The following is a 25,771-nucleotide window of genomic DNA, read 5'->3' as shown; positions in this document are numbered from 1 at the left end:
GCAGTACACTCCGATTGTTTCATATGGGTTTTATTATATCATATTCACCGATTTTCTTGTCAAACGAAACGGTAAAAAAATATGAATAATTCATGAATATTCGAGAAAATCAGCCTTTCTTGCTGATTCGTGTTCCCTGACGTGTTTCTTCCACAACATAGCCTTTCTGTGCGATCTCATCGCGGATCTGATCGGCAAGCGCAAAATTCTTCGCTTTTCTTGCATCAGCACGTGCCTGCACCAAGTCGAGAATCTCCTGCGGAATCGGTTCTTCCTTTTTCTGATATAAAAGGCCCAGAACACCGGTCAGTTCTTCAAACAATCCGGAGAACGCTTCTACATATCCTTTTGTCGGTGCTTCACTGCTCTGCACATTCGTGTTGATCTCGCGCACAAGATCAAAAATAACCGAAAGCGCATCGGCGGTATTCAAATCGTCGTCCATTGCCTCGATAAAACGAGTACGGAAGCTTTCGAGTGTTTCACGCTGTTCTGCGCTCAGCTCGCCGTCGACTGCATGCTGTTTTGCAAAATCGATGTTTGCACGGCAGTTATAAAGACGCTCAAGCGACGCGGCACACGACTCCACAATCTCCTGCGTATAGTTGATCTGGCTGCGGTAATGCGCCTGAATCATCAAAAGACGCAGCGGTTCATAGCCGAACTGCTCACCTGCTGCACGCGTTGTGATGAAGTTACCGAGTGATTTCGACATTTTCTTATTGTCGATATTGATGTATCCGTTATGCATCCAGTAGTTTGCAAACGGCGCGCCGTTTGCGCATTCACTCTGTGCAATTTCATTTTCATGGTGCGGGAAAATGAGATCCTGACCGCCACAGTGAATATCAATCGTTTCACCTAAGAATTTGCGCACCATCGCGGAGCATTCGATATGCCAGCCCGGACGTCCCTCACCCCAAGGCGATTTCCAGCTCGGCTCGCCCGGTTTTGATGCTTTCCAAAGCGCAAAATCCATCGGATCTTCTTTGACAGAGTTCACTTCAATACGCGCACCTGCTTCCAGATCCTCGAGCGGCATGTGCGAAAGCTTCCCGTATTCCGAAAAGCGATGGGTTCTGAAATAAACATCACCGTTTGCCTCATATGCGAAGCCGTTATCAACGAGTGTTTTGACGATTTTGATGATCTCGCCCATATTCTGTGTCACTTTCGGGTGAACCGTTGCATCCATGACATTCAACGCATGAGCATCTTTTAAATACTCGGCAATATACCGCTCGGAGATCACAGACGACTGAACGCCCTCTTCATTGGCACGTTTGATGATCTTGTCGTCTACATCAGTGAAGTTCTGAACGAACTCCACCTCATAGCCGCGGTATGTCAGATAGCGGCGCAGTGTATCAAACACGCAGATCGGCCGTGCGTTTCCGATGTGGATGAGATTATAAACGGTCGGACCGCAGGCATAGATTTTGACTTTGCCCGGTGTAATCGGCACAAACTCCTGTTTTTCTCTGGTCAGTGTATTATAAATTTTCATCGTTCTCGTTCTCCTTTTTCTGATTGTTTAACTGATGCCGTTCGCTCGCTTCCCGAAGTGCGCGCTGCAATTTGTCAATTTCCATTTGCAGCCGGCAAAATTCCATGGAAACAGGGTCTTTGATATGAATCTGATCCATATTCTCGCAGATTTTCGTACCGTTTTTGCGCACAATCCGCGCCGGAACACCGACTGCTGTAGAATCCGGCGGCACTTCATTGAGAACCACCGCACCTGCCGCAATACGGGCATTATCGCCGACTGTAAACGGCCCTAAGATTTTCGCACCGCTGCCGACCAGCACATTGTTTCCAAGTGTAGGATGGCGTTTGCCGTGTTCCTTGCCGGTACCGCCCAATGTCACACCCTGATAAATCGTGCAGTCGTCGCCGATGATCGCTGTTTCACCGATAACCACGCCGCTGCCGTGATCGATAAACAGCCCTTTTCCGATCTGTGCACCGGGATGAATTTCAATGCCGGTAAACCATCTGCCGGTCTGTGAACACCACCGTGCCAGGAAAAAGCGATGATGCTTATAAAACCAATGTGCCACCCGATACCAAAGCAGCGCATGCAGTCCTGAATACAGCAAAAACACCTCAGCTGAGCTGCGTGCCGCGGGGTCACGGCGCTTGATCGACGCAATGTCATATCGCAATCGTTTAAACATAATTGCCTCCTTCTAAAAAAGAAACCGCCTTCGCATAAACGAAGGCGGAGATTCCGCGGTTCCACTTCATTGTTTCACTCAATGCTCCGATAACGGGGAGAACCCGGGCAGCGATACTGTATGTTCCCGCCGCCGGCTCACAGACGCACTTCACAAGCGCAAAAACCGCAGCGCTCTCACCTATTCGCCGCTCTCTGTTGATTTTCAAACATGCTTGTTACTCTTTCTGTTCATTGCCTTTTTGATTTGTATGTAATGATAGCACAATTTTTTTAAAAACGCAACTGCTAACCGAAATTATTCAAACTGACTGACAAGCTTTCTGTTCTTCCAAAGGTATTCGCCGCCGGAAATGACCGATGCAATCGCCGAAATCCACATGAGCGTTTCAGCAATCACCGGAATCGACAGCCACTGCGGCAGTGTCACAAAATCGGATACTGCACAGAGCAGCAAAATTGCAGTCAAGCTCACCATCTGGATAACGGTTTTGATCTTACCTAAAATTCCGGCTGCAATTACCTTGCCGCTGCCCGCCGCCGCAACAAGCCGCAGTGAAGTCACCATAAATTCCCTTGCAATCATGATCACGACAACAATCGCCGACACATATGAAAGCTCTACAAAGCAAATCATCGCCGACAGCACCAGAATTTTATCGGCAAGCGGATCTAAAAACTTTCCGAATGTGGTGATCTGATTATTTTTTCGCGCCAGATGTCCGTCGAGCGAATCGGTAATCGACGCCACGATAAACACGATCAATGCAAACACATTGTGATACGGAAATGCACCGATCAGCAAAAATGCCAGAAACACCGGAACGAGCAAAATACGCAGAATTGTCAGTTTATTAGGTGTATTCACACCGATTCCTCCTTATGCACGCTGATACGATACACATTCACCGACCAGATCATAGTCCATGACTTCATCGACGCGGACTTTCACGAAATCGCCGGCAGTCAGATGATCCTCGCTTGTGAAAAAGATTTTTCCGTCAACATCCGGTGCATCTGCGGCAGTACGACCGAAGTAACATTCGCCGTAACGGTCAAAGCCCTCCACGAGCACCTGCACACGCTCGCCGATTTTTTCGGCATTTTTCTGCTCCATGATGACCGACTGCTGTGTCATAACGACTTCTTCGCGGCGGGTACGCACCGACTCTTCCACCTGATTTTCCATCTGTGCAGCAGCAGTGCCTTCCTCCGGCGAAAATGCAAAACAACCAAGGCGGTCAAACCGTACGCTGTCGATAAATTCGCAGAGCGCTGTGAACTGCTCCTCGGTTTCACCCGGGAAGCCAACCATGACTGTCGTACGCAGTGTAAGTCCCGGAATGCGCTCGCGCAGTTTTGCAAACAGTGCACGCAGCGATGCTTCATCCATCGGGCGGTTCATGTTCGCAAGAATCTCCCCGCAGCAATGCTGAATCGGAATGTCGAGATATTTGACAAGCTTCGGCTCAGACGCAATCACATCAATGAGTTCATCGGTGATTTTATCCGGATAGCAGTAAAGCGTGCGAATCCAGCGCAGTCCTTCCACCTTACAAAGCTCACGCAATAATTCTGCCAGACGATATTCCCCGTAAAGATCTTCGCCGTAGCGTGTGGTATCCTGCGCCACGACAACCAGCTCTTTGACGCCTTGGGATGCAAGCCATTTTGCCTCTTCGACAAGTTCTTCGATCGGACGGCTGCGGAATTTGCCGCGGATCTGCGGAATTGCACAATAGGTGCACCAGTTGTCGCAGCCCTCTGCAATTTTCAAATAGGAATAATACGGCATCGTCGTCAGCACACGGTCGCCACCGAGTGCCAACTTCTCTTTTTCATCATATGCACTCATGACCTCGCCTGCTGCTGCTTTTTTGACTGCTTCGCAGATCTGATCGTTTGCGCCGATGCCCAAAACGACGTTCACTTCGTCCATTTCTTTCAAAATCTCATCACGATAACGCTCTGCCAAACATCCGGTCACAACAATACCGCGGATGGTACCCTCTTTTTTGAGGGAAGCCATTTCGAGAATATTTTCGATTGCTTCTTCCTTTGCGGACTGGATGAATCCGCAGGTGTTGATGATGACAACATCACTTTCGGACACATCGCCGACAAGCGTAAAATCATTTTGTGCAAGCGTCGCCAGCAAATGCTCTGCGTCCACCTGGTTTTTGGAACATCCGAGCGATATCATTGATACTTTGGTTGCCATAATTTCCTCCATTGCATTTGTTATTCTTCGTGTTCTTCTTCCCACTGTGCATACTGGTCGATTGCCGCATGCACATCGTCAAACGAATAGCCGCGCCGCACCAATGCAGCTGTAAGCTTCGACCTGTTTTTATAGTCCCCATCGAGAAGATGGGTGTATTTTTTATAGATAATTCCGCAGATCTGATCGACCGGATCGGTTTCGACCGATTCGATTGCCTCTCTGGCGGTTTCCTTGTCGATGCCGCGGCGAACCAGCTCATACAGCGCCCGCCGTGCACCAAACTGCTTCGTTTTTACATAGTACTGCGCAAGCTTTTCGGCACAAGCTTCATCGTTTATGTACCCCTGCTCTGTAAGAAGCGCACATACCTGTTCTGCCGCCTCTGGCGAAACCGATCGGCAAAGCTTGTCATACAGTTCCTTGTGTGTATGATCGCGGTACCCGAGCAGCTGATACGCCTTCGCCTTTGCCCGACAACACTGCGACGAAAAATCGAGTTCATTCAAAAGTGCACTGTCTACTTCACAGTTCGGCCGAATATGATGCGCGGCAATGACTTCATCTTCGAGTGTACAGAGAAATCCTTCTTCTGTGTAAATCCGGTGACGTCCTGCCTTCTTAGACGGCTCTAACGCAGTGATTCTCATTCAAAATCACTTTCATCCGCGTCGATATCGATATCCACATCCATCTCAACCGGTGCAGCCTGAATAACCGGCGGTTTCGGCTCGGAAGAAGATGCGGTTGTACGGTTTTTTTCCATGAGCTCCTGGCTGTGTGCACGGACTTTCTCCGCAATTTCTTCGCAGAGCGCCTCGTTTTCTTTCAAGAGCTGCTTGACTTTATCTCTGCCCTGACCGAGCCGCTCGCCATTATAGCTGAACCATGCGCCGCTCTTTTCGATGATGTCCGCTTCTACTGCATAGTCGATGATCTCGCCTACACGGGAAACACCCTCGCCGTACATGATGTCAAATACGACCTCTTTAAACGGCGGTGCAACTTTATTTTTGACGATCTTACACTTCGTCTTGTTGCCGATGATCTCTGCGCCGTTTTTGATGGCTTCGCCGCGGCGAACCTCAATACGCACCGACGAATAGAATTTAAGCGCACGGCCGCCCGGTGTTGTTTCCGGATTACCGTACATGACACCGATTTTCTCACGCACCTGGTTGATGAACACTGCCACACAGTTGGAGCGGGATACAACGGAGGTGAGTTTTCTGAGTGCCTGCGACATCAAACGTGCCTGCAAACCGACGTGTGCTTCGCCCATTTCGCCGTCGATCTCGGCTTTTGTCACCATTGCCGCAACAGAGTCCAATACAATGACGTCAAGTGCACCGGAACGAATGAGGGCTTCCATGATTTCGAGCGCCTGCTCACCGGTATCCGGCTGCGAAACGAGAAGCGAGTCGATGTCAACACCCAGCGCCTTTGCATAAATCGGATCGAGTGCGTGCTCAACGTCGATAAACGCTGCTTCACCGCCTGCTTTCTGTGCCTGTGCGACAATCTGAAGCGCAACGGTCGTTTTACCGGAAGATTCCGGACCGAACACCTCGATGATTCGTCCGCGCGGTACGCCGCCGATGCCAAGCGCCATATCCAGTCCGAGCGAACCGGTCGAAATCGCATCGACCTGCATCGTGGTTGCCTGGCCGAGTTTCATCACAGCACCTTTGCCGTACTGTTTTTCAATCTGACTGATCGCCGTTTCCAGCGCTTTTTTCTTATCCTCCGCAGTCACCTGAAGCTGTACCTGCGGTTTTCCTTTTTGCTGTTTTGTTGCCATATTGCTTCTCCTATCTATATATACTTCTTTATTTACGCGTTTATGTCTTCTTCTGCACGTCTGGCAAATACCACCCGTATTATACCACACAGATCTTTCTCCGTGCAAATTTCAATGAATCCATTTTGTTCCAGAATGGCCGCCACATCATCATGCTGTCCCATTCCGATTTCATATAAGAGCCATCCACCCGGTTTAAGCGATGATTTCCAGCGTTTTGTAATCGTACGGTAAAAAGAAAGCCCGTCTTCCGCCTCGCCATAAAGCGCCATTGCCGGTTCAAACGATACCTCACGCTGCAAGTCCTCCATATCTGCTTTGGTGAGATACGGCGGATTCGATACGATCATATCGTACATCCCGGTACTCTCTGCGCAGACATCCCATAAAACGGCCTTACAGTCTGCGCTGTTTTTTTTGATATTCTCCTGCAAATATGAAAATGCATCTTCACTTTTTTCATAGCAGTCCACCGGAATGTCAAGCTCGCACGAAAGCGAAATACCGATGCATCCGCTTCCCGCACATAAGTCGGCGGCATTGTTTACACCGCTTTGTCTGGCACATGAAATCGCCGTTTCCACAAGCACCTCTGTATCCGCCCGCGGAATAAGTACGCCGGGACCGACTTTATATTCCCTGCCGAAAAAGCTCCATTCTCCGACAATATACTGAAGCGGTTCACCATTCGCTCTGCGGTCAAGGCACGCCAAAAATACTTTCTTTTGCTGGTCGCTTAACTGTTTTATATTGCACAACACATCCGTCTTGGACAGATCCGCGCAAAAACGCAGCAGCTCAAACACTTCAAACGAAGCACTGTCACTGATCGATGAAAGGGCTTTGCACCCGATTTGATATGCTTCTTTTGTGTCCATCTCACCACTGATCCTCTTCGCGGTTTGTCGGCAGTACCGGCTCAAGCGATGCGATTGCCACTTCAATCTGACTGTCATCCGGTTCCGAGGTCGTCAAATGCTGCATGCACATGCCCGGCCACGAAATAATGCGTGTGATGATGTTATCATACCGTCCGGCGAGTTTAATGAGCTCATAGCCGATGCCCATAATAAGCGGAAGTGTGATGATTTTCAGCAACACGCGAATCAGCATATTGTCCCATGTCACAACCGACGATACCACGATACTGATAATCAGAATCAAGATCATAAAGCTTGTGCCGCAGCGCGGGTGGAAACGTTTTTGTTTCCGCACATTCTCCACTGTAAGCGGCAGTCCGTTTTCATAGCAGAAAATCGACTTATGCTCCGCGCCATGATACTGGAATACACGTTTCATCTCTTTCATCCGCGAAACAACCGCCAGATATCCAATGAAAATCGCCATTTTGATGATGCCCTCCAACAGAGACTTCGTCCAGCCGAGCGGAACAAGCATATCAATTCCTTTAACAATGAGTGCCGGCGCAAGAATGAACAGCAGAATACAAAGCGCAAGTCCAAGTACCATCGAAGTTCCCATCAGTACTTTCATGAGATGCTCGCCGAATACCTTTGTAAGCCATTGTTCAAATTTCGATTCCGGTTCTTCCTCTTCCTCTGCCATTCCGGAGATTTCAGCCGATTTCGCAAGATAGCGGTAACCGGTCACAATACTCTGTACAAACATCACCACACCGCGTACAATCGGGATTTTGCCTGCAATCCGCAAAGCATTGCTTGTATGAATTGCCTCTTTTGACACGTCAATCGTGCCGTCGGGCTTACGCACCGCCATTGCAGTGTGTGTCAGACCCCGCATCATTACACCCTCAATCAGCGCCTGTCCGCCGATTCGGCTCTTAATCACTTTTATGTTCTGCTGTTGTTCATCCATTTTCTTTAAACCGATTCCTTTCCCTGTTGCATTGTTTCTGTCTGTTCTGCCGGCGTTGTGATTTCTGTTTCACGAATCTCACCCTTTTTCAAATTGACCGGCAGACGAATTGTCACGGTCGTTCCTTTTCCAACTTCACTTTCTATCTGAAGTTCACCGTCGTGCATCTGCACAATTTCATCTGCCACCGCCAATCCGATTCCGGAACCGCGGCGTGTATGATTGGCTTTAAAGAATTTTGTTTTGACTTTCGGCAAATCCTCTGCCGAAATTCCGCAGCCGGTGTCTGCAACCGAAATGATAATGATTCCATCCTGCATGCGTGCCTGAATGGTTACTGTATCACCCGAATCACTGTATTTTAACGCATTGTCAATGACATTGATAAATACCTGCCGCAGCCTGTTTTTATCACCGAACATCGGCATCATTTCCATCGGCTCTTCATAGATCAAATGGATTCCTTCACGCCGCGCTCGTTCTGCATACATCAAAACGGCATCGCCTAACTCCGCCAAAACGTCCATGGTACTCTTAACAAGCGTCAGCCGCCCGCTCTGCATTCTCGAAAAATCGAGCAGTTCCTCCACCATTCCGGAAAGCCGCTCCGTTTCGCCGGTAATGATTCGCATGCCCTTTTTCATGGTTTCTTTATCCTCGGGAGAATCACCGAGCGTCATCAGCGTTTCACTCCAGCCTTTGATCGCAGTCAGCGGTGTTCGCAGCTCATGCGACACAGAGGAAATAAACTCGTTTTTCATATCTTCAGACGCTGAGATTTCAGACGCCATAAAGTTGATGACATCTGTTAAATCGCCAAGCTCATCGTCCGATTTTTTGACAATACGCGTCGTCATATCACCGGTTGCAAACCGCTTTGCCGCCGCACTGACTTCACGCACGGGAATCACGATTGACTTGACAAAATAAAGACCGGAAATCATCACTAATGCAATCACGATCAGCGCAACCAAGAAAAACACCAGTACATAAATAATCAGCAACATGTTGATGTTTTCAAGCGACACCACATAGCGAATCGCCGAATATTCCGTCATCGTATTCGGCAGCATCAGTGAAACAGCCATAATACTTTCACCCGATTGATTCTTTCCCACATAATAGCCCATTCCGTCCGCACTGGTCAGTGCTTCATCATAATCAGGCATAGGCTCCTGCCGTGTGTAAGAAAATCCGCTTGATGAAAGCGCCACCTGACCGCTGTGATTGATCGCTGTAATTTCAAACTGATCTTTTTCATCCGAGTTTTCCACAATATCACGAAGCTCCGCCGTAAAATCGACGGAACTGTCATCCGCCATGCGCAGCAGAACACCTGACACCACGTTCACACGCGATGTAATGGCTGTCCGTGCGGCTGTGTAATAAAAATTCTGAATCGAAAAAGTAAATGCAATCGCAGACAGAAGAATCACAATCAAAATGACGCTCAAGCTATTGATGATCCATCGCTGCGTAATACTTTTAACCGCCATCTTTGTGCTGCCCCTTTGTGTCGTTTATTCCTGCCATTTATATCCGTATCCCCAGATTGTGAGCAGGTGGGTCGGTTTGGACGGCTCATCTTCGATTTTCATGCGAAGCCGCCGAATATTCACATCCACTACCTTTACGTCACCAAAATATCCTTCTCCCCAGATTGCCGAGAGAATCTGATGCCGCTCGAGTGCAACACCTTTATTCTTAATAAACAGCTCCATCAGCTGATATTCCACCTGTGTCAAATCAACCGGAACACCATTTTTGGTGAGTGTTCTGCTTTTGGGATTTAACAAAAATGTTCCCGACGCAATGGGTTGTGCCACTTGATTCATTGATCTTGACATGGAAACACGGCGATAAATGGCATCCACGCGCGCCACAAGCTCTGATGGCGAAAACGGTTTTACCACATAGTCATCTGCACCGAGCATCAAACCGCGCACCTTATCCATTTCCTGTGTTTTTGCAGTAAGCATAATAATACCTAAGTTGTCGCTGCGTGAGCGAAGCTCCTTGCACACTGCAAATCCATCCATTCCCGGCATCATAATATCGAGCAAAACAACATCAATTTCACCGTTTTCTTCTTCAAACAGACGAAGCGCTTCTTCACCGTTTTCTGCTGCAACCGTTGTATATCCGCTGCGCTGCAAATTGATTACCACAAAATCGCGAATTGCTGCCTCATCTTCACAAACAAGTATTTTTTTCATGACTCAATCTCCTTTTCAACGCGCATACAGCTGAAAATTGCGTTTTACTGTTTCTGCATCCACCAAAAGCGCACGAGCCTGCTCTGATAACGCTTCATCTGATGAAAAATTGCAGCCATAAATCAGCTGCCCATTGTTTTGCAGCAACAAATAATCTTTTCCATCCGTCTCATACTCATTGCTCTTAAAAACGCGAATAGACAACAGCCGTTCCTGCGTAATCGTATCATCCGTATAATAATAAAACGACAGTTCATTTGTATTTGCAGAAAAAACCGGCGCGACCTGTCCCTCCCATTGATCGGGCAATTCGAATAAATACCCCAGCGAATAAGAAACATAGGTAAGGCTGATCCGTACCAATTTGCCTGCATCATACACATACCATTCGGTCAATGCTTCCTGCGCATGTTTTTCAGCCGTTTCATATCCAAGTGCTGCTCGGTGAACAGGGATTTCAATCATTCCGTCTCCGTTAATGTCTGCACAAACAGCACCGCTGCTCCGGGTTGTCATTGAAACAAGATCAATTCCTTTTTCTTTGTCATACAGCAGATTCTCAAGCGTTTGTGTGTGCTTATCATACATTAAAATCTCTGTAGTATATTGATTTCCGGCACGAACACCGTCGAGATAAAATGCTTTATTTCCGTCATTCAGCTCGCCGACACAGACATGCGGATATGCACTCACACCCGGATCAATGGGACATTCCCCAATTTCACGAATCTTCCCGTAACTGGAGATTTCATAAAGCAATGCACGCGGGATTTCTTTTTCAGAATGCGCCGGAGAAATTGCCAGAATCTCAGAATATCCGTTTGTATCAATATCGGAAACTTCATAGCTTGTGCAAAAAACGGGTGCATCTGTCTGCACAAGCTGTCCATCCTGATATTGATAAACCAGAACATTTTTTTCTGTGTTGGATGCCACAGTCACCCCAACGACGATGAACAAATTTAAATTTGACTGTACAAAATTCACTTTTTCCACTTCATTTGCAGCCACGCCAGCATCATAAACGGACACCCATTCTCCTTCGCGCTGGTCCAACACATTGATCCGCAGTGTATTGGTGGCATTGACAGTGTCTTCTCGCATATAGAACACAATCGCTTCCTGCGTTGATTCACTGTCAATGTTGTTGATGAGAAACGCAGAAGTGAAATCGCCTTTTTTCGGATAGACCAAACGGATATTGCTGCCCGTGCTTGCCTGAAGCGCAGAATAAATCTCATTTTGTTGTTCGGAAAGTTTCGGCGGCTTTAACAGATCCTCAACGCCTGTCTGTGTGTAGTTACAGCCTGAAAAAAGAAACATAACACTGATACACAGCGCAAACAATTTTTGCTTCATCGTTTCCCCACCTTTTTATCGCGTAATCTGTACTTATTTGGATTTATTATATCATAAAAGAGACAAAATGCATATGGTGAAAACAGAGAAAAACAGTTGTTCTTTTTTATATTTTTATGAACAACATGACCTGTAATTTTTTTGCGCAGTTTGAAAGAAATAAAAAAACAGGACGGAAAACCGTCCTGTTTTTTATTCGAATTATGATATTTCGTATTCGGATAAACTGCGACACATAGAACACAGTATTAGTATCTTACAAAGTATACTGTACCGTCTGTGTGCTCCATAACAATCGTAACGATTGTATCCGGATTCGATTCTTTCGTTGCAGTCATTGCAGTTGCATTCCAATAAGCACCGTCGCTTGCACCTCTGGTAAGGAATGCATTGCTCATCCAACCTTTTGACCAACTCTCCGGATATGCACATGCGCCATCATCGCCAAACAAAAGCTGATCCAATTTTGCAACTTTAGTTTGCAGAACTTCTTCTGTTGATTGATCTTTCAAAGAAGCCACCAAAGCGTTGATTGTTGTTGTGTTCGATTCAGCTTTTACTGCATCTAAACCGGTATTTGCTTTATTCACTGCCCAACCAAAGTCAAAAGTTGTATTGTTTGTCCAGCCGCGATTTTGTCCAACAAGAAAATCAGTACCGACACGAATTTCTTTTCCGCCAACTGTTGCTACCAGTCTGTTTTTCAGCTGCTCTGCTGTCAAACCGGAATGCGGATCAGAATTGATATATTGTGCAAGCAGAACGGCATCTAAATTCTGACCGTCCAGTGTATTTGTTTCATCAAACTCGAATACACCGCTTGCTACACGATGGCGCAGAACATTCGCTACATTTTCAAAGGTATTGCCGTTCACCTGGACATTTGCCATTGTCAATGTTGCCGGACTTGTCCATGTGGTATTGCCGATTGCATAAGAAACGCAGTCTTTAAAGGTGTTATTTTCAATAACAATATTACCACCAGCATTTGCTCTGCTTACAGTTTCTGCTGCATTTACGCTATCAAGTACGATGCAGGAATCCTCTTCAAAAGTATTGCCGGAAACCAAAACATTTCCTTTATCACCGCTGAAATACAGCGAACCGACACGAACAGTGCAGTTTTTCATAGTAAAGTTTTTGCCCAAAACTTCCACATTTTTATTTACACTTGCTCTTGGCTCGATAATCAGGTTTTCCAATGTAACATTATCTGCAAAAACGGTAATTACGTTCTGTGTTGCCCATGCACCATTGCCGGAAGCGTCATCAGATTTAATGACAGTGTTTCCATCACCTTTGATTGTAATACCGTCCTGTGTAATCGGCATAAGCCATCCAGACTGTCCGGATACAGATTCTGTGCCAGCAGGCAGATTGTATACACCTCCGGAAACAAAAATTGTAGTGCCTGATTTTGCTTCTCTGAGTGCATCCTGCAATGCTTCACCATTTTTATTTTCGTCATTAGTTGCTTCAACGTTAATCTGCTCATACAACGCGTCTTCATCATACTTGTTCGAACCAAAGCCGTCCGCTTCATCCGGTGTCTGCGCTGCTTTCAGCAAAATATCAAATGATGCGAATGCACCCTGATAGTCGTTGTCAGCGTCTTTCTGCATCTCAAGTTTAACTTCGATCTCTTCGCTGTGTGTCTCACCATTCACAATCGTTCCGGCAAACAGGTTTTCGCCTTTCATGAACTGTGCCAGCGTACCTTTATTAACGTTATTCACGTAGACATCGATTACATTCTCGATCTCTTTGGTTGTTACGACGTTTTGAAGCTCAAGCTCATATTTGACAGAAAGTGTGCCTTTATTTTCTACTCTAAATGTTGCGCCAGTGGAATATCCCGGCTCCCATTTATCATAATTGAACACAGGAACTTGGCTTTCCGTGATATTTGTCCACGTCGTTTCCAGTGGCCCTTTTTTCCACAACTCTACTTGCAATGAACCTGCTTCAATGCGATTGTTTTTGTTCACAACACTGTCTGTAAACCACGCGAATGTTGTGCCCAGAAGCATTGCTACACACAGGCAAAGCGACAATGCGCTCAGCCAAAGACTTCTTTTTATTCCTCTCATTGCCTACACACCTCTCTTTTTCTCACAAGCCATGACACTTCTTATGTATAGTATAGCACGTTTTGTATGGAAATTCAAGTTAAATATCCATCTATATAATCGTTTTATTTCTATTTAGTGTAAAAAATACGGTAAGAGATCGACAGATTGACCTCTTACCGTATCGTTACGCCTCTGTTTTTGGGGTATCTTTGGTATCTGATGGACTGCAGTGCTCCAGCTGATACACATGACGTGTCACAACCATACTATCTTTACGCAGGAACTGTGATTCCAAATACTCATAAAGCGTTCCCGGCGAAATGATGCCGCTCAAGCTCAAAATATCCGTTCCTGCTTTGCAGATGATGCTGTCGACCAGAAGCACACAGTTTGTGGAAAGCACGAAATACTTTTTAAATTTTCCGCGCGAGAATTTATAAAGCCGTGCACCGGTTTCTTCCACCAGCCGGCTTGAAAATTCATTGTGCTGTTTGGCTTCTTCCATCTTTCCGGCTTTTTGTGCCGCCTGCTTCGGCGGGTCCCAATCAACAAGCTCCGATTTAATTTCCTGCACGCGTTTGCGAACTGCTTCTTTTTGTTCTTCATCCAATCGGATGCCAAACGAAAAAATCGTCGTTTTGTTATACTCCAAGCAAAACGGAATATAGCTTTCTTTTTTTGCGATAATCAGCACACCATCGCCTGTTGCAATCGGTGACGAAGACGATTCATCATAGTTTCCATAAGCAAGAAGCTCTCCTTCAAACGCAATATCACTGTGTCCAATCACACAAAATCCATCTGATGACACATGAATAAATATTTCAATATCCGGTTCGCCGTCGATCTTTTTCTGCGTAACATCCTCAAAGTCATCCACACTGTTTTGCTGAATCATCAAATAGCGGTTGAGCTTTGTCAAAACCGTATGCGGCAAAAACGCCGCCAGAAAAATGGGAAGCGAGATTCTCAAATACCGTTTTGCTTTATTTTTCGTCGGTTCCGGTACAATGCTCCGCACAAAATCGAGGATATAAGTGGTACCAAACAACACCGCATAAATTCCGATGATTACTAAGACGCTTTTTAGATAGTAAAGCGGCGAAAACGCCAAAATCCCACCGAATGTAAAATAGGCGATGCACGGAACAAGCGACAGCAAAAGATTTTCTGCTTTCGTCCGAATCACAAGCACACAGTCCACAAGCTTTACGCATCCGTTTAGCAGCAGATACACTGCAAACAGTTCGGGGACAATCACCTGCGGCAAAATCGGGAAAAAGAGCATTGCACCGCCAAGCGCCATCGATGCAAGCGATTCAAAAAAAAGCCGCCACTGCCGCGGCTTTGTAACAACAGCAGTCACTGCTTTGGCAAGTGAACTAACAAGCACAAGCACCGCGACCAGAATCATCGCCGTTTCAAACACAAGCAGCTTTCCAATCAGCAGTGCCATTCCAACACCAAACGACACAACACCGATAATCAGCCGGTTAATATTTTTTGCATTGTACTTTTTTGGTTGCATTCCGAAACCTCCTCAGCAATAGGATACAGGCTGCTGCTCATATACATAAAATGAAACTGTTTCAAATTCATCCGCAAGCATCCGAGCGAGCGGACGCAGCACAACCGATTCCGTTTCGGCATGACCTGCACATACCACCGTTAACCCGAGTTCCCGTGCAATCAGCCATTCATGATGACGAACTTCTCCGGTTACATATGCATCGGCGCCGCACGCTGCCGCCGCTGCAATCAAATCGCCGCCGCTTCCACCAACCACTGCAACCGTTTCTATCGGTTTTGTTCCCGCACAAAACGAAACATGCCCATTTGGTACCAGCTTATGCTTGACTTCTTCGGCAAATTCCTGTGCCGTCGTGGGATGCGGCAAACGGCCGATCCGTCCGAGCTGCTCCTCATTTTCAAACAGACGAACTTCACTGAGTCCGAGTGCATCTGCGAGTGCATCATTTACACCGCCGTTCGCCAAATCAAGATTTGTATGGGCACTGATAATACTCATCGATGCACAAACTGCCTGCCACACAACACTCTGTTCTTCAATCGCTTTGAGCGGAGAAAAAATCACCGGATGATGCGAGATAATCAAAGACGCACCCTTTTCTTTTGCAAATGCAATGACCTCAGGTGTAACATCGAGTGCTACGACGCATGACGTTACCGGTACATGCTTCGCACCGATCAGAAATCCGCTGTTATCCCACGAAAGTTGTGTGGAAAACGGTGCAATGCGCTCAAGCGCTTCGTAGATATCCTGATGTGTTACGTTTTTGTTCATACAGTCTCCCATCCTTTCAGCAACGCATTGATGTTTTCCGCCAGTGCTCGATTCGCCTGCACCCGCTCATCCTGTGGATTGCTCATTTCAATTCCCTGTGCAATCCGCATCAGGCGGCTTGCCTGTGTGTTTAAATACCGATAGGACTGCGGTGTTTTTTCGTCCGGCAGCCGTCCGACCATACAAAACAGTTCGTCCGGTGTAGTGCAAACACCGGTATACCGACACTGCATCACCGTATAGCAGTGCTGCGCATCACACGCCGCCTTTTCGCATTCAATAGAAAACCCGTGTTCAAGAAGATATTGGCGCAAAAACGGAATCTGTGTCATCGGCTGGAGAATCAAGCGGCGGTCACCTTCCTTTAAATAACCGCACGCACCGATAATGGACGCAATCAGCTCGCCTCCCATTCCGCAAATGACCACATCCTCTGCGTATTCTTTTGGAACAGAAGTGAGTCCGTCCGACAGCACAAGTTTCATCTGTCCGCACACGCCGTAACGTTCTGCATTCTTCCTTGCCGCCTCAAGCGGCTTTTCGTTGACATCACACGCAGTGACAAGCGGAGAGATTCCCTCTTTGATCAAATATACCGCCAAATGCCCGTGATCTGTTCCCACATCGCAAACCGCTTTTCCGCGCCGCACAAATGACGCTGCCGCCATCAGTCTTTCGTCCAATTCGAACATAACTGCCTCCTTTTGCCGATCCTTCGCCGTAAAATAAACGCCCGGACTTCTCCGGGCGCTGATGCATCTTTCCTTACATTATTTATTTGGAAATATGTGCATTGAGTTTTTCGAGAATTTCTTCGACATCTACGCCGTGAACCTCGCATGCTTCTGCGACAGACTCACCTCTGGAAGCCGGGCATCCAAGGCAATGCATACCCATTTCAAAGAAATACTGTGCAGTTGTCGGATCTGCGTCCAAGATATCGCCGATAATTGTATCTTTTTCAATCTGTTTCATTTGACCGATTCCTCCCGTTTACAGACAGAAGCCGTATCAATCATCCATACAGCACCCTGTCGATTTGATTTATTATACCACAGTTTCAAGGCATTTTGCAACAATTCCGCATCATTTTCTCGCCTTTCGGCGCATTTTATGTCGTTTTGTGGCGCTCCACTGCCCGAAGTGTCAATTTTGCAAACAAAACAGTCAAAAACTGAGTGAGCACGAGAACACACAGACTGACAATCGACCAGAAATTGCCCGATGGCATCACCATAATCAAACAAATGCCCACAATTCGTCCGAGATCTTTATAACATTCGCTGATCGACAGCACTTCGCGCTTATACGCGGCACTTTCCGGGAAGTGATCAAACACCGTATACAGCGTTGTGGTCACCGGGTTATTGATAAACACCCCCGCAAACGAACTGACTGCCGACAAAAGAAGCACAGTAAACGGATTGAGCTTTAAAAACAGCACTGCGGTCACCGCGAACAGCGCCGTAACAGACGCGGTCATCAGCTTTAAGCGGTTATTCGGACGTGCAATCCGCGCCGCAACACCGCACGAAAGCATCGAAACTGCACCGGCCATAAACGTGTTCACGCCCACGAGCACCTCACTGCTGATGATTGAAAACAACAGCACATTCAAAAAGAAGCTGAACGCACCGTCACGCAGTCCGCGGAAAAAGTCCATGTGAAGCGAAAAAAACCAAACTTTTTTCGTATATGTAAGCTTTACAACATACAAAAACTGCGTCTTTTTGTGATCGACTTCTTCGGGAACAAGCCGCAGTGCAAGCCATGCTGCCAAAAATGCCATCAATCCGCAGATACCAAACAGCACGTAATATCCTGCATAGCTGTTGCCGGTCGCTTCGCTCATTGCACCGATCAAAAAGCCCGAAATGAGCGGAAGCACCAGCGAAATGAATCCGGAAAAAATGCCGACAAAATTGATAGCTGCATCCCGGTTATCATCCGTGCTGTACTGAAGCAATGCATCGGAGTACGTGATCCAATACAAACCGGTCGCCACACCGTGCACCGCAGCGACCAGCGCATACAGTGAATCGACTGTATCCATAAAAAACAACACAATGCCGTATACCGTCATCGACAGCACAATGCCAACAACAATCACCGTTTTCCGGCGGACATGGTGGAGCATTTTTGCTGCAATCAACATGGACAATGCGATGAATACATAATGCACCATGTTATATTGCAGTGCAATGCTCTGATTGCCCGCAATTCGCATCAGCAGCGTGTTGACGAACGTCGGCGTTACCACCGTTGCCAGAATATAAATTTCATGCATCAGCGTGAACTGTTTAAACTCCTTGCTGATGCGGTCAGCGCCAATCGACATCCCGACTGCCTGTACCATACGTTTGACTGCCAAAAAAAGATTTGACACGCGTCTCTCAATCCCTTCCCCAAATCATTACTACGAGTAGTATATCACAAGAAATCATAGTTGCAAGCATTTTTTTATTTTCAAGCGAAATTCGGAAACACTACAAAAAAGGAGTTGAGAATATGGAGAAAAAACATCATCCAGATCAAGAAAATCCTACAGCCGATTACGAACCGATTGCTTCCGCCACAGAATGCACCGGTTTGATTCCTGCCGGCTCTTCGTTTGACGAAACGGCAGAATCATATCGGGCGATTTTCCCGATTCCGCTCGCTGAGGAACCTGTGATGCCAAGCGAAAAAGCGCGCACATCTTCAAAAGAATAATCCAATCCAAAACAAAAAGGTCAGCGAACACACTGCGGTGATTCGCCGGCCTTTTTTAATGTTATTTCCCCTAAAATTAAGGACGCCACCAGGTCTCATATGCCTCACGAATCAGCGAAACATATCGTTTGACTTTGTCTGGCGTATTATGAATATGATATACATCGCGCTGTGCAAATTCGAGTGTACAGCCGCATGCCGCCTGTGCAGTCTGTTTAAAATGTGCACGCACAGCATCTTCATCCAATTCGGACTGCACACCGATCAGATTCGGGCTCGGTTTTCTCAAATAGACAATCTGTTTGCCGCGCAGACACTCACCCATAAACGCTTCATCGCACCACGGAGAGATCGAAATTTTTCCGAGATTCTCAAATTCGTGCAGACAGCTGTCAAACAGCGGATGCACCGGCTCACAGCAGCCATACGAAAGCCGTCCGAACCGATCACCGAGCTTTTTGTAATACGGCCAAACAAATTCTTTGAACATATCAGGAGAAATACTCGATGTCTCCTGCGAATCAAGATATCCCCAAATATCAGACACTTTTACGTGTTCTTTGTCGGACGGGAGCGCATCGGTAAAACAATAGCTGCCCTGGCAAAGATGCTGTTCTGCTGTTGTCGGCAGCAGGGTGTCTTCAGCCTCCAGCAAATCAAGATAGCGCATCATATCATCGGTCTGCATCTGCATCATCTGATGGAACTCATCCGGATAATCGTACATTGCCATATACATATCTTCCATGCTCATGATATGCACAATGTTCTGCATCGGCGAAAGATTGATACTGTTACACACGCGTTTTGTCGGCAGAATATCCCCGAACAAATCGAAAAGACGTGCTTCTTCTGTTTTGACCGCTTCCCAGTTTACCGACATCACCGATGGTTTTAACAAATGAAAATCATCAGCCAGATCATGAATCACAGAAATAAAATGATGGCCGAGGTCACCGCCTGTGCTGTCGTTTGCATGCTCTGTTTTCACTTCAATACCAAACGGCACAAATGTGCTTGGTACAGTAATCGGCCAATAGGGGCGAACGATGCTGTCATCATCAAATAACACATGATTGGCAAGATTGCTGCGCAGCTGCCATTCGATTGCACGCGCCTCTTCATTTTCACACTCCATCATCGACGGAATGATATCCTGCGAAAACGTCCACAGTTCAATCGTTACCATGGGCCGGCGATCTGATGCAAACGAACCATGTTTTTTCCAATCGGACATGAGTTTGCTCATCTGCGCACTCTCTGCAATTTCTCTTTGAGAAAACGCAAGTCTGCGCAGAATTTCTTTTTCCTTTTGTGTAATCATGAAACGACTTCCTTTCTTTATATTTCATGCATGTATATACATTTTCATTATATCGAGCGCTGTACAGAAAAACAAGTAGCCGCAAAAATTTTGTTGACTTCATTTTTTACGGTCCCGTATAATAAAAGAAAACGCAATCTGAAAGAAGGAGTCCCATGCCATACATCCCGATCATCATCGCGATTGTGCTTTTGATTCTTGCAGCACTGATTTACTATACAGTCAAAAAAGCCATCCGTTATGTAAAACGCACGCTTCGCACTGTTTCGCGCACTGCATTCAACGCCGCTTCTATTATGCAGGGAATTGAGCAAAGCCGAAACGAACAACTATCGTCAAAAAAATCAGTCAGCGGTATGACCCGCATTTATCTGCCGCAAATTGAACGTGATTTTCCGACATTTCACTACGAAGCGTGCAGGCAAAAAGCAGAGACACTGCTCAAAAGCATATTTCTGTGCTTGAGCAGCGGCGATGTGCAGCTGCTCAAGCACGCTTCCGACGCACTGAAACAGCAGGTTACCATGCAGATCGAAGCGCTTCGGCAGCAAGGGATTCGCACACATTATTCAGATATCACGATTCATCAAACCGAAATCGCCGAATACATCAAGCAAAACGGCCGCTGTGTCATCGTTTTGCAGTCTGCAGTCGGATATGTCCATTACACCACGCAAAACGGTACACTGGTCGCCGGATCAAAAACGGCAACCCAGCAGGAAAAATACAATATCGAACTGCATTATGTGCAAAATGCGGAAGAACTTGCTGACTACGCAGAAAGCCGCGCAATCGGCCTCACCTGTCCGAATTGCGGCGCACCGATCGAACAGCTCGGACAAAAAGCATGTGCATACTGCGGAAGCGGGATTATCGAACTCAACGCATATGCGTGGGAATTTTGCCGGTATGAAAAAATTTAAATTGACAGTTTGTCAAAAAATTTATTTTTCCTATTGACAACAGTGTGTCGACATGTTATAATAAAATCCTCAAATATCCCCTCTCTTCTCTCTGCTGGCAGTTTCTGCCGCAGGGAGTTTTTTTATATTTTTCGACCTTTGCATTTTTCCGATGATACTATAAACCCATCAAAAACAGCCGAACAGGATCATCCCGTTCGGCTGAAAAAATAATGATTTTTTAAAAAAGAAAAGGAGATGTATTGTTAATACATCTCCTTGTTTGGTGAGGACAAGTGGACTCGAACCACCGACCCCTTGCATGTCAAGCAAGTACTCTAACCAGCTGAGCTATGCCCTCATTTCTGTTGCTCGTATATAATACCACAGTTTCAGTCAGGAGTCAAGCATTTTTTCAAAAAAATATTGCAAAGTTATAAAAATCGTGTTACTATAAGAACAATGAAAGGAGTGGGTTCCATGAAAGTCCTTGTCGTTATTGATATGCAGAACGATTTTGTTGACGGTGCACTCGGCACAAGAGAAGCGGAAAAAATCGTTTCGCGCGTTGCGCAAAAAATTCGTCACGCCAAAGAACACGGTGTCCAGGTCGTATTTACACAGGATACACATACCCCTGATTATCTGCGCACACAGGAAGGGACTCTGCTCCCGGTTGTGCACTGTGTCAAAGGAACAGGCGGCTTTGAGCTGTGTGAACCGATTGCCGCACTGGTTGGTGACAGTGTCGTTTTTGAAAAAAGCACATTTGCCTCTGTGGCACTTGCGAAATATCTTTGCAAACTCCGTCCTGATGAAGTAGAGCTGGTCGGTTTATGCACGGATATCTGCGTCATTTCCAATGCGTTAATGATTAAATCGTTTTTATCGGAAACAAAGGTGACCGTCGACGCAAGCTGCTGCGCCGGCGTCACACCGCAAAGCCATGAAAACGCATTAAACGCGATGAAGATGTGTCAGGTTTCTATTTTATAATTGCGTACTTCTTCGCCATTCCTTATTGCTATCAGCTTTTTCTCCTCTTTGACCAAAACGGAATGGCAGTTTAAAAGGCAGACAATATAGGGCATCAAAAGCCTTATATTTGTCTGTTTTTTCATTTCTATAGCAAAACACCCCCGAACCACAGACTGATTCGGAGGTGTTTTTCATTTTTCTATCGATTCATTTGATGTACATTCCTGCAGGGCAATTTCTTCGATGATGGCATGAACCTCGTCCACACCCTCGCCTGTTTCACCCGAAAACGGAATGATTGTAAGCTGATCGCCGCACGGCAATTCCTCGCGGATCAGCCGCAGCCGTTCTGTGCGCTGTGTTTTATTGAGTTTATCACTCTTTGTCAGCAGAACAATAAACGGAATTTCATTTGTGATCAAAAAATCAACCATCTGCACGTCAAGTGCTGTTGCAGGATGACGCATATCAACAAGCTGCATCACAAGATACAAGTTTCTGTCCTGTGCAAAATAGCCTTCAATGAGTTCCGACCAGCGATGCTTTTCCGTTTTTGCAACTTTTGCATAGCCGTATCCCGGAAGATCGACAAAATGGATATTTTCCACGCCGTAAAAATTGATCGTTGCCGTTTTTCCCGGCACAGCACTCACGCGCGCCAAGTTTTTGCGGGAAAAAATCTTGTTGATGGCAGTTGATTTTCCGACATTTGAACGTCCTGCAAACGCAATTTCAATCCGATCGGACGGCGGAATCTGTGACGAAATACCATAGGAGCACAAAAACTGTGCACGATTATAATTCATCAAACTCCCCCTTTTCAAATGCGTACCGAAGCCGGCTCACACGTCGGCTCGCTCTCTGCCCATACCTCAGACTGCTGATCGGCATGCTTTGCTTTAATCAGCGCGATATCGAGCACTTCGCGGATCGTTTTCACCGGCATAAAGGTGATTGCCTCTTTGACAACAGCATCCACTTCGTGCAGGTCGGGTGCATTCTCATACGGAATGACGACAATTTTTTTATTCTCGCGATATGCTGCCATTGATTTTTCACGCAAACCGCCAATCGGCATCACACGTCCACGCAGCGAAATCTCGCCGGTCATTGCCACATCGCCGCGTACCGGCATTTTAGACAGTGCGGAAACAAGTGCTGTCACCATTGTGACACCTGCGGACGGGCCGTCTTTCGGCACAGCGCCCTCCGGTGCATGAATATGAAGATCTTTTGTCTTGTAAAAGTCTTCGCTGATGCCATATTGTTTTGCGACGGTGCGCACATAGCTTACTGCGATTTCAGCTGATTCCTTCATCACGTCGCCCAAACTGCCGGTCAGCTTGATTTTCCCGTTTCCTTCCATGACTGCACATTCAATCTCGAGCATTTCACCGCCGACACTTGTCCATGCAAGACCACCGACAACGCCCACCTGATCTTCACAAATGGCATCGGGACGACGGAATTTCGCCGGACCGAGCAGCGATTCAAGCGACGGTTTCGTCACGGTCACGCGCTTTTTCTCGCCCGACACGATCATTTTTGCAGCCTTGCGGCAAACCGCACCGATCTGACGCTCTAGTGTACGAACGCCGGCTTCCTTGGTATACCCATCCACAATTTCATACAGCGCGTCGTCGCGTACCGAAATCATACGGGAGGTGAGTCCGTTTTTCTCAACCTGTTTTTTCACAAGATGGCGTTTTGCAATCTGGAATTTTTCCTCTCTCGTATAGCTCGGCAGCTCGATGATTTCCATACGGTCGCGCAGCGGACCGGGAATTCCCTGCAGGCTGTTTGCTGTTGTGATGAACAATGCACGGCTTAAATCAAACGGAATTTCAACATAACGGTCGACAAACGCCACATTTTGCTCCGGATCGAGCGTTTCAAGCATTGCCGCCGCCGGATCGCCGCGATAGTCGTTTCCGAGTTTATCAATCTCATCGAACAAAACGAGCGGGTTGTACGTTTTTGCCTGACGGAACGCATTGATAATACGTCCGGGCATGGAGCCCAGGTATGTTTTCCGGTGACCGCGGATTTCGCTTTCATCGGTTACACCGCCCAAAGATACCCGCACATAACGACGGCCGAGCGCTTTTGCAACCGATGCGGCGATCGATGTTTTACCGACACCCGGCGGGCCCACCAGACAAATGATCTGTCCTTTTAAATCAGGTGCAAGTGCACGCACGGCGAGCAATTCAAGAATACGCTCTTTGACTTTTTCCAAACCGTAATGATCTGCCTCAAGCTGTGCGCTTGCCTTTTTGATGTCAAGCACATCGGTGGTGTACGTATCCCACGGCAGATCAAGGCACACCTCAAGATACGACTGAATCACATTCGCTTCCTGCGACTGCATCGGCAGCCGATTCAACCGCTCGCATTCTTTTAACAGCTTTTCACGCGATTCGTCCGAGATATTTTTGATCGCACGGATTTTTTCTTCGAATTCTGCAGCTTCTTCCTGCGGCAGCTCCGCGCCTTCGCCGAGTTCCTCCTGGATGACACGCATCTGCTCTCTTAAAAAGTAGTCGCGCTGATTTCTGTCCATTTTCTCTTTGACTTTTTCAAAGATATCGTGCTCAATCTCAAGCAATGTGCATTCGTGATCGAGCACCTCAGCGAGCGCTTCTAAACTTGCGTATGCACCGGTCTGCTCCAAAAGCACCTGTTTATCCTCATATGCACACAGCAGATTCGGGACAATCGCTGTGAACAATTCTTCGGGCGTTTCTTTTGCCATGGCACGCGAAACAATATCGCGCGACACATTCGGAAGCGCCGCACAGTACTGTCCGAACATCGTTTTCACCAAACGCATCAGCCCTTCCATTTCCTCGGCTGTGTGCTTTTTGCGCGATGTTTTCGGCATTTTGCGGATATCACAAAGCAAGAACGGCTCTGTGCTCAATACACTTACAAGCTTTGCACGATATTTTCCCTCGATGAGTACACGAATCGTGCTTTCATCTGTTTTCAACAGCTGTTTGATGGTGCAGACGACGCCGATCTGATACAAATCCTCTTCATTCGGGTCCTCTGCTTCGATATTTTCCTGTGTTACAATAAATAGCTCTCTTTGCAGATCCATTGCCGCTTTAATCGCAAGGATTGACTTCGGCCGTTTCACATCAAAGTGCATGGTCACATCCGGAAACGCCACCAGTCCCCGCAGTGCGAGTGTTGGCATTGCCTGGACAGATCTGCTGTTTCTCTCTTGATCCATTCCTTTTCCCTTTCTTTATTTCAAACATTTCTTAAAACTGGCTCTCATCCAAGCGCCAGACTGTCCATTCATCCATCGGTTTTGCACCCATATGGCGGTAAAATGCAATGGACGGCTCGTTCCAATTCAGGCAGCTCCATTCCATTCGGCCGCAGTGCTCCGCTTTTGCAGTGGCAATCAGCGTTTCTAAAAGCTTTTTGCCGTATCCGCCTTTGCGGTGTTGTGGTTTGATGTACAAATCTTCAAGATATAATCCTCTGCGTCCTTTAAACGTCGAGTAGTTGTAAAAATAAAGTGCAAAGCCGACCGGTGTGCCGTCCGCTTCCAGCAAAAACGCAAACACCTGCTCTTTTTCAAGGTGATCATAAAGCATTTCGGCAGTACCGATCACATCATTTGTCATTTTTTCATATTCTGCAAGCTCACAAATCATCGAAAAAATAGCCTTTGCATCCGACGGATTTGCTTTGCGAATTTCGTAATTCATAAAATAACCCTCCAAAAACTATACCCCAAAAACAACCATGATCAAAACGCCGGCAACACTGCCGAGCAGCATGATACCCGCCATAATTCCGGCAGCAAGTTGTACTGTACGCTTTTTCATTGTATCTTTCCTTTTGATATA

The 25,771-nt window shown here is 46.8% G+C and carries 24 protein-coding genes, 1 tRNA gene and 1 other annotated feature; of the genes, 3 read left to right on the top strand and 22 right to left on the bottom strand.

Going from position 1 to position 25,771, the window contains the following annotated elements:
* Positions 1-109: 109 nt before the first annotated feature.
* The 17 genes from cysS to H6A12_RS05920 all read right to left on the bottom strand — a co-directional run bounded on the left by cysS (position 110) and on the right by H6A12_RS05920 (position 18,375).
* Positions 110-1,507 (bottom strand): cysteine--tRNA ligase, encoded by a 1,398-nt coding sequence (gene cysS, locus H6A12_RS06000; RefSeq protein WP_204445875.1) that lies wholly within the window; start codon positions 1,505-1,507, stop codon positions 110-112.
* Entirely contained in the window at positions 1,494-2,180 is a 687-nt protein-coding gene (gene epsC / locus H6A12_RS05995; RefSeq protein ID WP_204445873.1) for a serine O-acetyltransferase EpsC, read from the bottom strand. Before epsC ends, cysS begins: the two co-directional genes overlap by 14 nt.
* A gap of 37 nt (positions 2,181-2,217) precedes the next feature.
* Positions 2,218-2,423, bottom strand: a binding site (T-box leader).
* Positions 2,424-2,477: 54 nt separating this feature from the next.
* Positions 2,478-3,047: a CDP-diacylglycerol--glycerol-3-phosphate 3-phosphatidyltransferase gene (gene pgsA / locus H6A12_RS05990; RefSeq protein WP_204445871.1), complete on the bottom strand. Its 570-nt coding sequence runs from the start codon at positions 3,045-3,047 to the stop codon at positions 2,478-2,480.
* A gap of 12 nt (positions 3,048-3,059) precedes the next feature.
* The gene (gene rimO / locus H6A12_RS05985) at positions 3,060-4,400 is read right to left on the bottom strand and encodes a 30S ribosomal protein S12 methylthiotransferase RimO (RefSeq protein ID WP_204445869.1); all 1,341 of its coding nucleotides are present in this window, start codon (positions 4,398-4,400) and stop codon (positions 3,060-3,062) included.
* A 20-nt stretch (positions 4,401-4,420) separates the two neighbouring features.
* Positions 4,421-5,050: a regulatory protein RecX gene (locus H6A12_RS05980; protein WP_204445867.1), complete on the bottom strand. Its 630-nt coding sequence runs from the start codon at positions 5,048-5,050 to the stop codon at positions 4,421-4,423.
* Positions 5,047-6,201, bottom strand: a complete 1,155-nt coding sequence (gene recA, locus H6A12_RS05975; RefSeq protein ID WP_204445865.1) for a recombinase RecA — start codon at positions 6,199-6,201, stop codon at positions 5,047-5,049. Before recA ends, H6A12_RS05980 begins: the two co-directional genes overlap by 4 nt.
* 32 nt (positions 6,202-6,233) lie before the next feature.
* Entirely contained in the window at positions 6,234-7,079 is an 846-nt protein-coding gene (prmC, locus tag H6A12_RS05970) for a peptide chain release factor N(5)-glutamine methyltransferase (protein ID WP_204445863.1), read from the bottom strand.
* Between the two features lies 1 nt (position 7,080).
* The gene (locus H6A12_RS05965; RefSeq protein WP_204445861.1) at positions 7,081-8,037 is read right to left on the bottom strand and encodes a DUF1385 domain-containing protein; all 957 of its coding nucleotides are present in this window, start codon (positions 8,035-8,037) and stop codon (positions 7,081-7,083) included.
* A gap of 5 nt (positions 8,038-8,042) precedes the next feature.
* On the bottom strand, positions 8,043-9,533 hold the full coding sequence (locus H6A12_RS05960) for a sensor histidine kinase (protein ID WP_204445859.1): 1,491 nt from the start codon (positions 9,531-9,533) through the stop codon (positions 8,043-8,045).
* Positions 9,534-9,557: 24 nt separating this feature from the next.
* Positions 9,558-10,253 (bottom strand): response regulator transcription factor, encoded by a 696-nt coding sequence (locus H6A12_RS05955; protein ID WP_204445857.1) that lies wholly within the window; start codon positions 10,251-10,253, stop codon positions 9,558-9,560.
* Between the two features lie 15 nt (positions 10,254-10,268).
* Positions 10,269-11,612 (bottom strand): hypothetical protein, encoded by a 1,344-nt coding sequence (locus tag H6A12_RS05950; protein ID WP_204445855.1) that lies wholly within the window; start codon positions 11,610-11,612, stop codon positions 10,269-10,271.
* A gap of 248 nt (positions 11,613-11,860) precedes the next feature.
* Entirely contained in the window at positions 11,861-13,702 is a 1,842-nt protein-coding gene (locus H6A12_RS05945) for a TasA family protein (RefSeq protein WP_204445853.1), read from the bottom strand.
* 166 nt (positions 13,703-13,868) lie between these two features.
* Positions 13,869-15,212, bottom strand: a complete 1,344-nt coding sequence (locus H6A12_RS05940; RefSeq protein WP_204445851.1) for an HdeD family acid-resistance protein — start codon at positions 15,210-15,212, stop codon at positions 13,869-13,871.
* Between the two features lie 12 nt (positions 15,213-15,224).
* Entirely contained in the window at positions 15,225-15,989 is a 765-nt protein-coding gene (locus H6A12_RS05935) for a Nif3-like dinuclear metal center hexameric protein (RefSeq protein WP_204445848.1), read from the bottom strand.
* Positions 15,986-16,681, bottom strand: a complete 696-nt coding sequence (locus H6A12_RS05930) for a class I SAM-dependent methyltransferase (RefSeq protein WP_204445846.1) — start codon at positions 16,679-16,681, stop codon at positions 15,986-15,988. Before H6A12_RS05930 ends, H6A12_RS05935 begins: the two co-directional genes overlap by 4 nt.
* 82 nt (positions 16,682-16,763) lie before the next feature.
* Positions 16,764-16,964: a DUF1858 domain-containing protein gene (locus H6A12_RS05925; RefSeq protein WP_204445844.1), complete on the bottom strand. Its 201-nt coding sequence runs from the start codon at positions 16,962-16,964 to the stop codon at positions 16,764-16,766.
* A gap of 136 nt (positions 16,965-17,100) precedes the next feature.
* Positions 17,101-18,375, bottom strand: a complete 1,275-nt coding sequence (locus H6A12_RS05920) for an MFS transporter (protein ID WP_204445842.1) — start codon at positions 18,373-18,375, stop codon at positions 17,101-17,103.
* A 122-nt stretch (positions 18,376-18,497) separates the two neighbouring features.
* Between H6A12_RS05920 and H6A12_RS05915 the strand changes: the two genes are divergently transcribed.
* Positions 18,498-18,701, top strand: coding sequence for a hypothetical protein (locus H6A12_RS05915; RefSeq protein WP_204445840.1), 204 nt, complete (start codon positions 18,498-18,500; stop codon positions 18,699-18,701).
* A 76-nt stretch (positions 18,702-18,777) separates the two neighbouring features.
* Here H6A12_RS05915 and H6A12_RS05910 read toward each other — a convergent pair whose 3' ends face one another.
* Positions 18,778-20,025, bottom strand: coding sequence for a hypothetical protein (locus H6A12_RS05910; protein WP_204445838.1), 1,248 nt, complete (start codon positions 20,023-20,025; stop codon positions 18,778-18,780).
* Between the two features lie 155 nt (positions 20,026-20,180).
* Between H6A12_RS05910 and H6A12_RS05905 the strand changes: the two genes are divergently transcribed.
* A complete protein-coding gene (locus tag H6A12_RS05905; RefSeq protein WP_204445835.1) occupies positions 20,181-20,948 on the top strand; it encodes a zinc-ribbon domain-containing transport protein in 768 nt (255 codons plus the stop codon).
* Positions 20,949-21,211: 263 nt separating this feature from the next.
* Here H6A12_RS05905 and H6A12_RS05900 read toward each other — a convergent pair.
* A tRNA-Val gene (locus H6A12_RS05900) sits at positions 21,212-21,288 on the bottom strand.
* 119 nt (positions 21,289-21,407) lie between these two features.
* Between H6A12_RS05900 and H6A12_RS05895 the strand changes: the two genes are divergently transcribed.
* On the top strand, positions 21,408-21,923 hold the full coding sequence (locus H6A12_RS05895) for a cysteine hydrolase family protein (RefSeq protein ID WP_204445833.1): 516 nt from the start codon (positions 21,408-21,410) through the stop codon (positions 21,921-21,923).
* Between the two features lie 173 nt (positions 21,924-22,096).
* Here H6A12_RS05895 and yihA read toward each other — a convergent pair whose 3' ends face one another.
* From yihA to H6A12_RS05880, 3 genes are read right to left on the bottom strand one after another with little or no spacing between them, the layout of a single operon-like run.
* Positions 22,097-22,711, bottom strand: a complete 615-nt coding sequence (yihA, locus tag H6A12_RS05890) for a ribosome biogenesis GTP-binding protein YihA/YsxC (RefSeq protein WP_204445830.1) — start codon at positions 22,709-22,711, stop codon at positions 22,097-22,099.
* A 14-nt stretch (positions 22,712-22,725) separates the two neighbouring features.
* The gene (lon, locus tag H6A12_RS05885) at positions 22,726-25,143 is read right to left on the bottom strand and encodes an endopeptidase La (protein ID WP_204445828.1); all 2,418 of its coding nucleotides are present in this window, start codon (positions 25,141-25,143) and stop codon (positions 22,726-22,728) included.
* Between the two features lie 31 nt (positions 25,144-25,174).
* A complete protein-coding gene (locus H6A12_RS05880; RefSeq protein ID WP_204445826.1) occupies positions 25,175-25,630 on the bottom strand; it encodes a GNAT family N-acetyltransferase in 456 nt (151 codons plus the stop codon).
* Positions 25,631-25,771 lie beyond the last annotated feature (141 nt).

This window comes from Merdimmobilis hominis, from assembly GCF_016901855.1.
GTDB lineage: Bacteria > Bacillota > Clostridia > Oscillospirales > Ruminococcaceae > Paludihabitans.
Note: the sequence above shows the minus strand (reverse complement) of the source record. Positions and strands in the feature narration are given on the sequence as shown.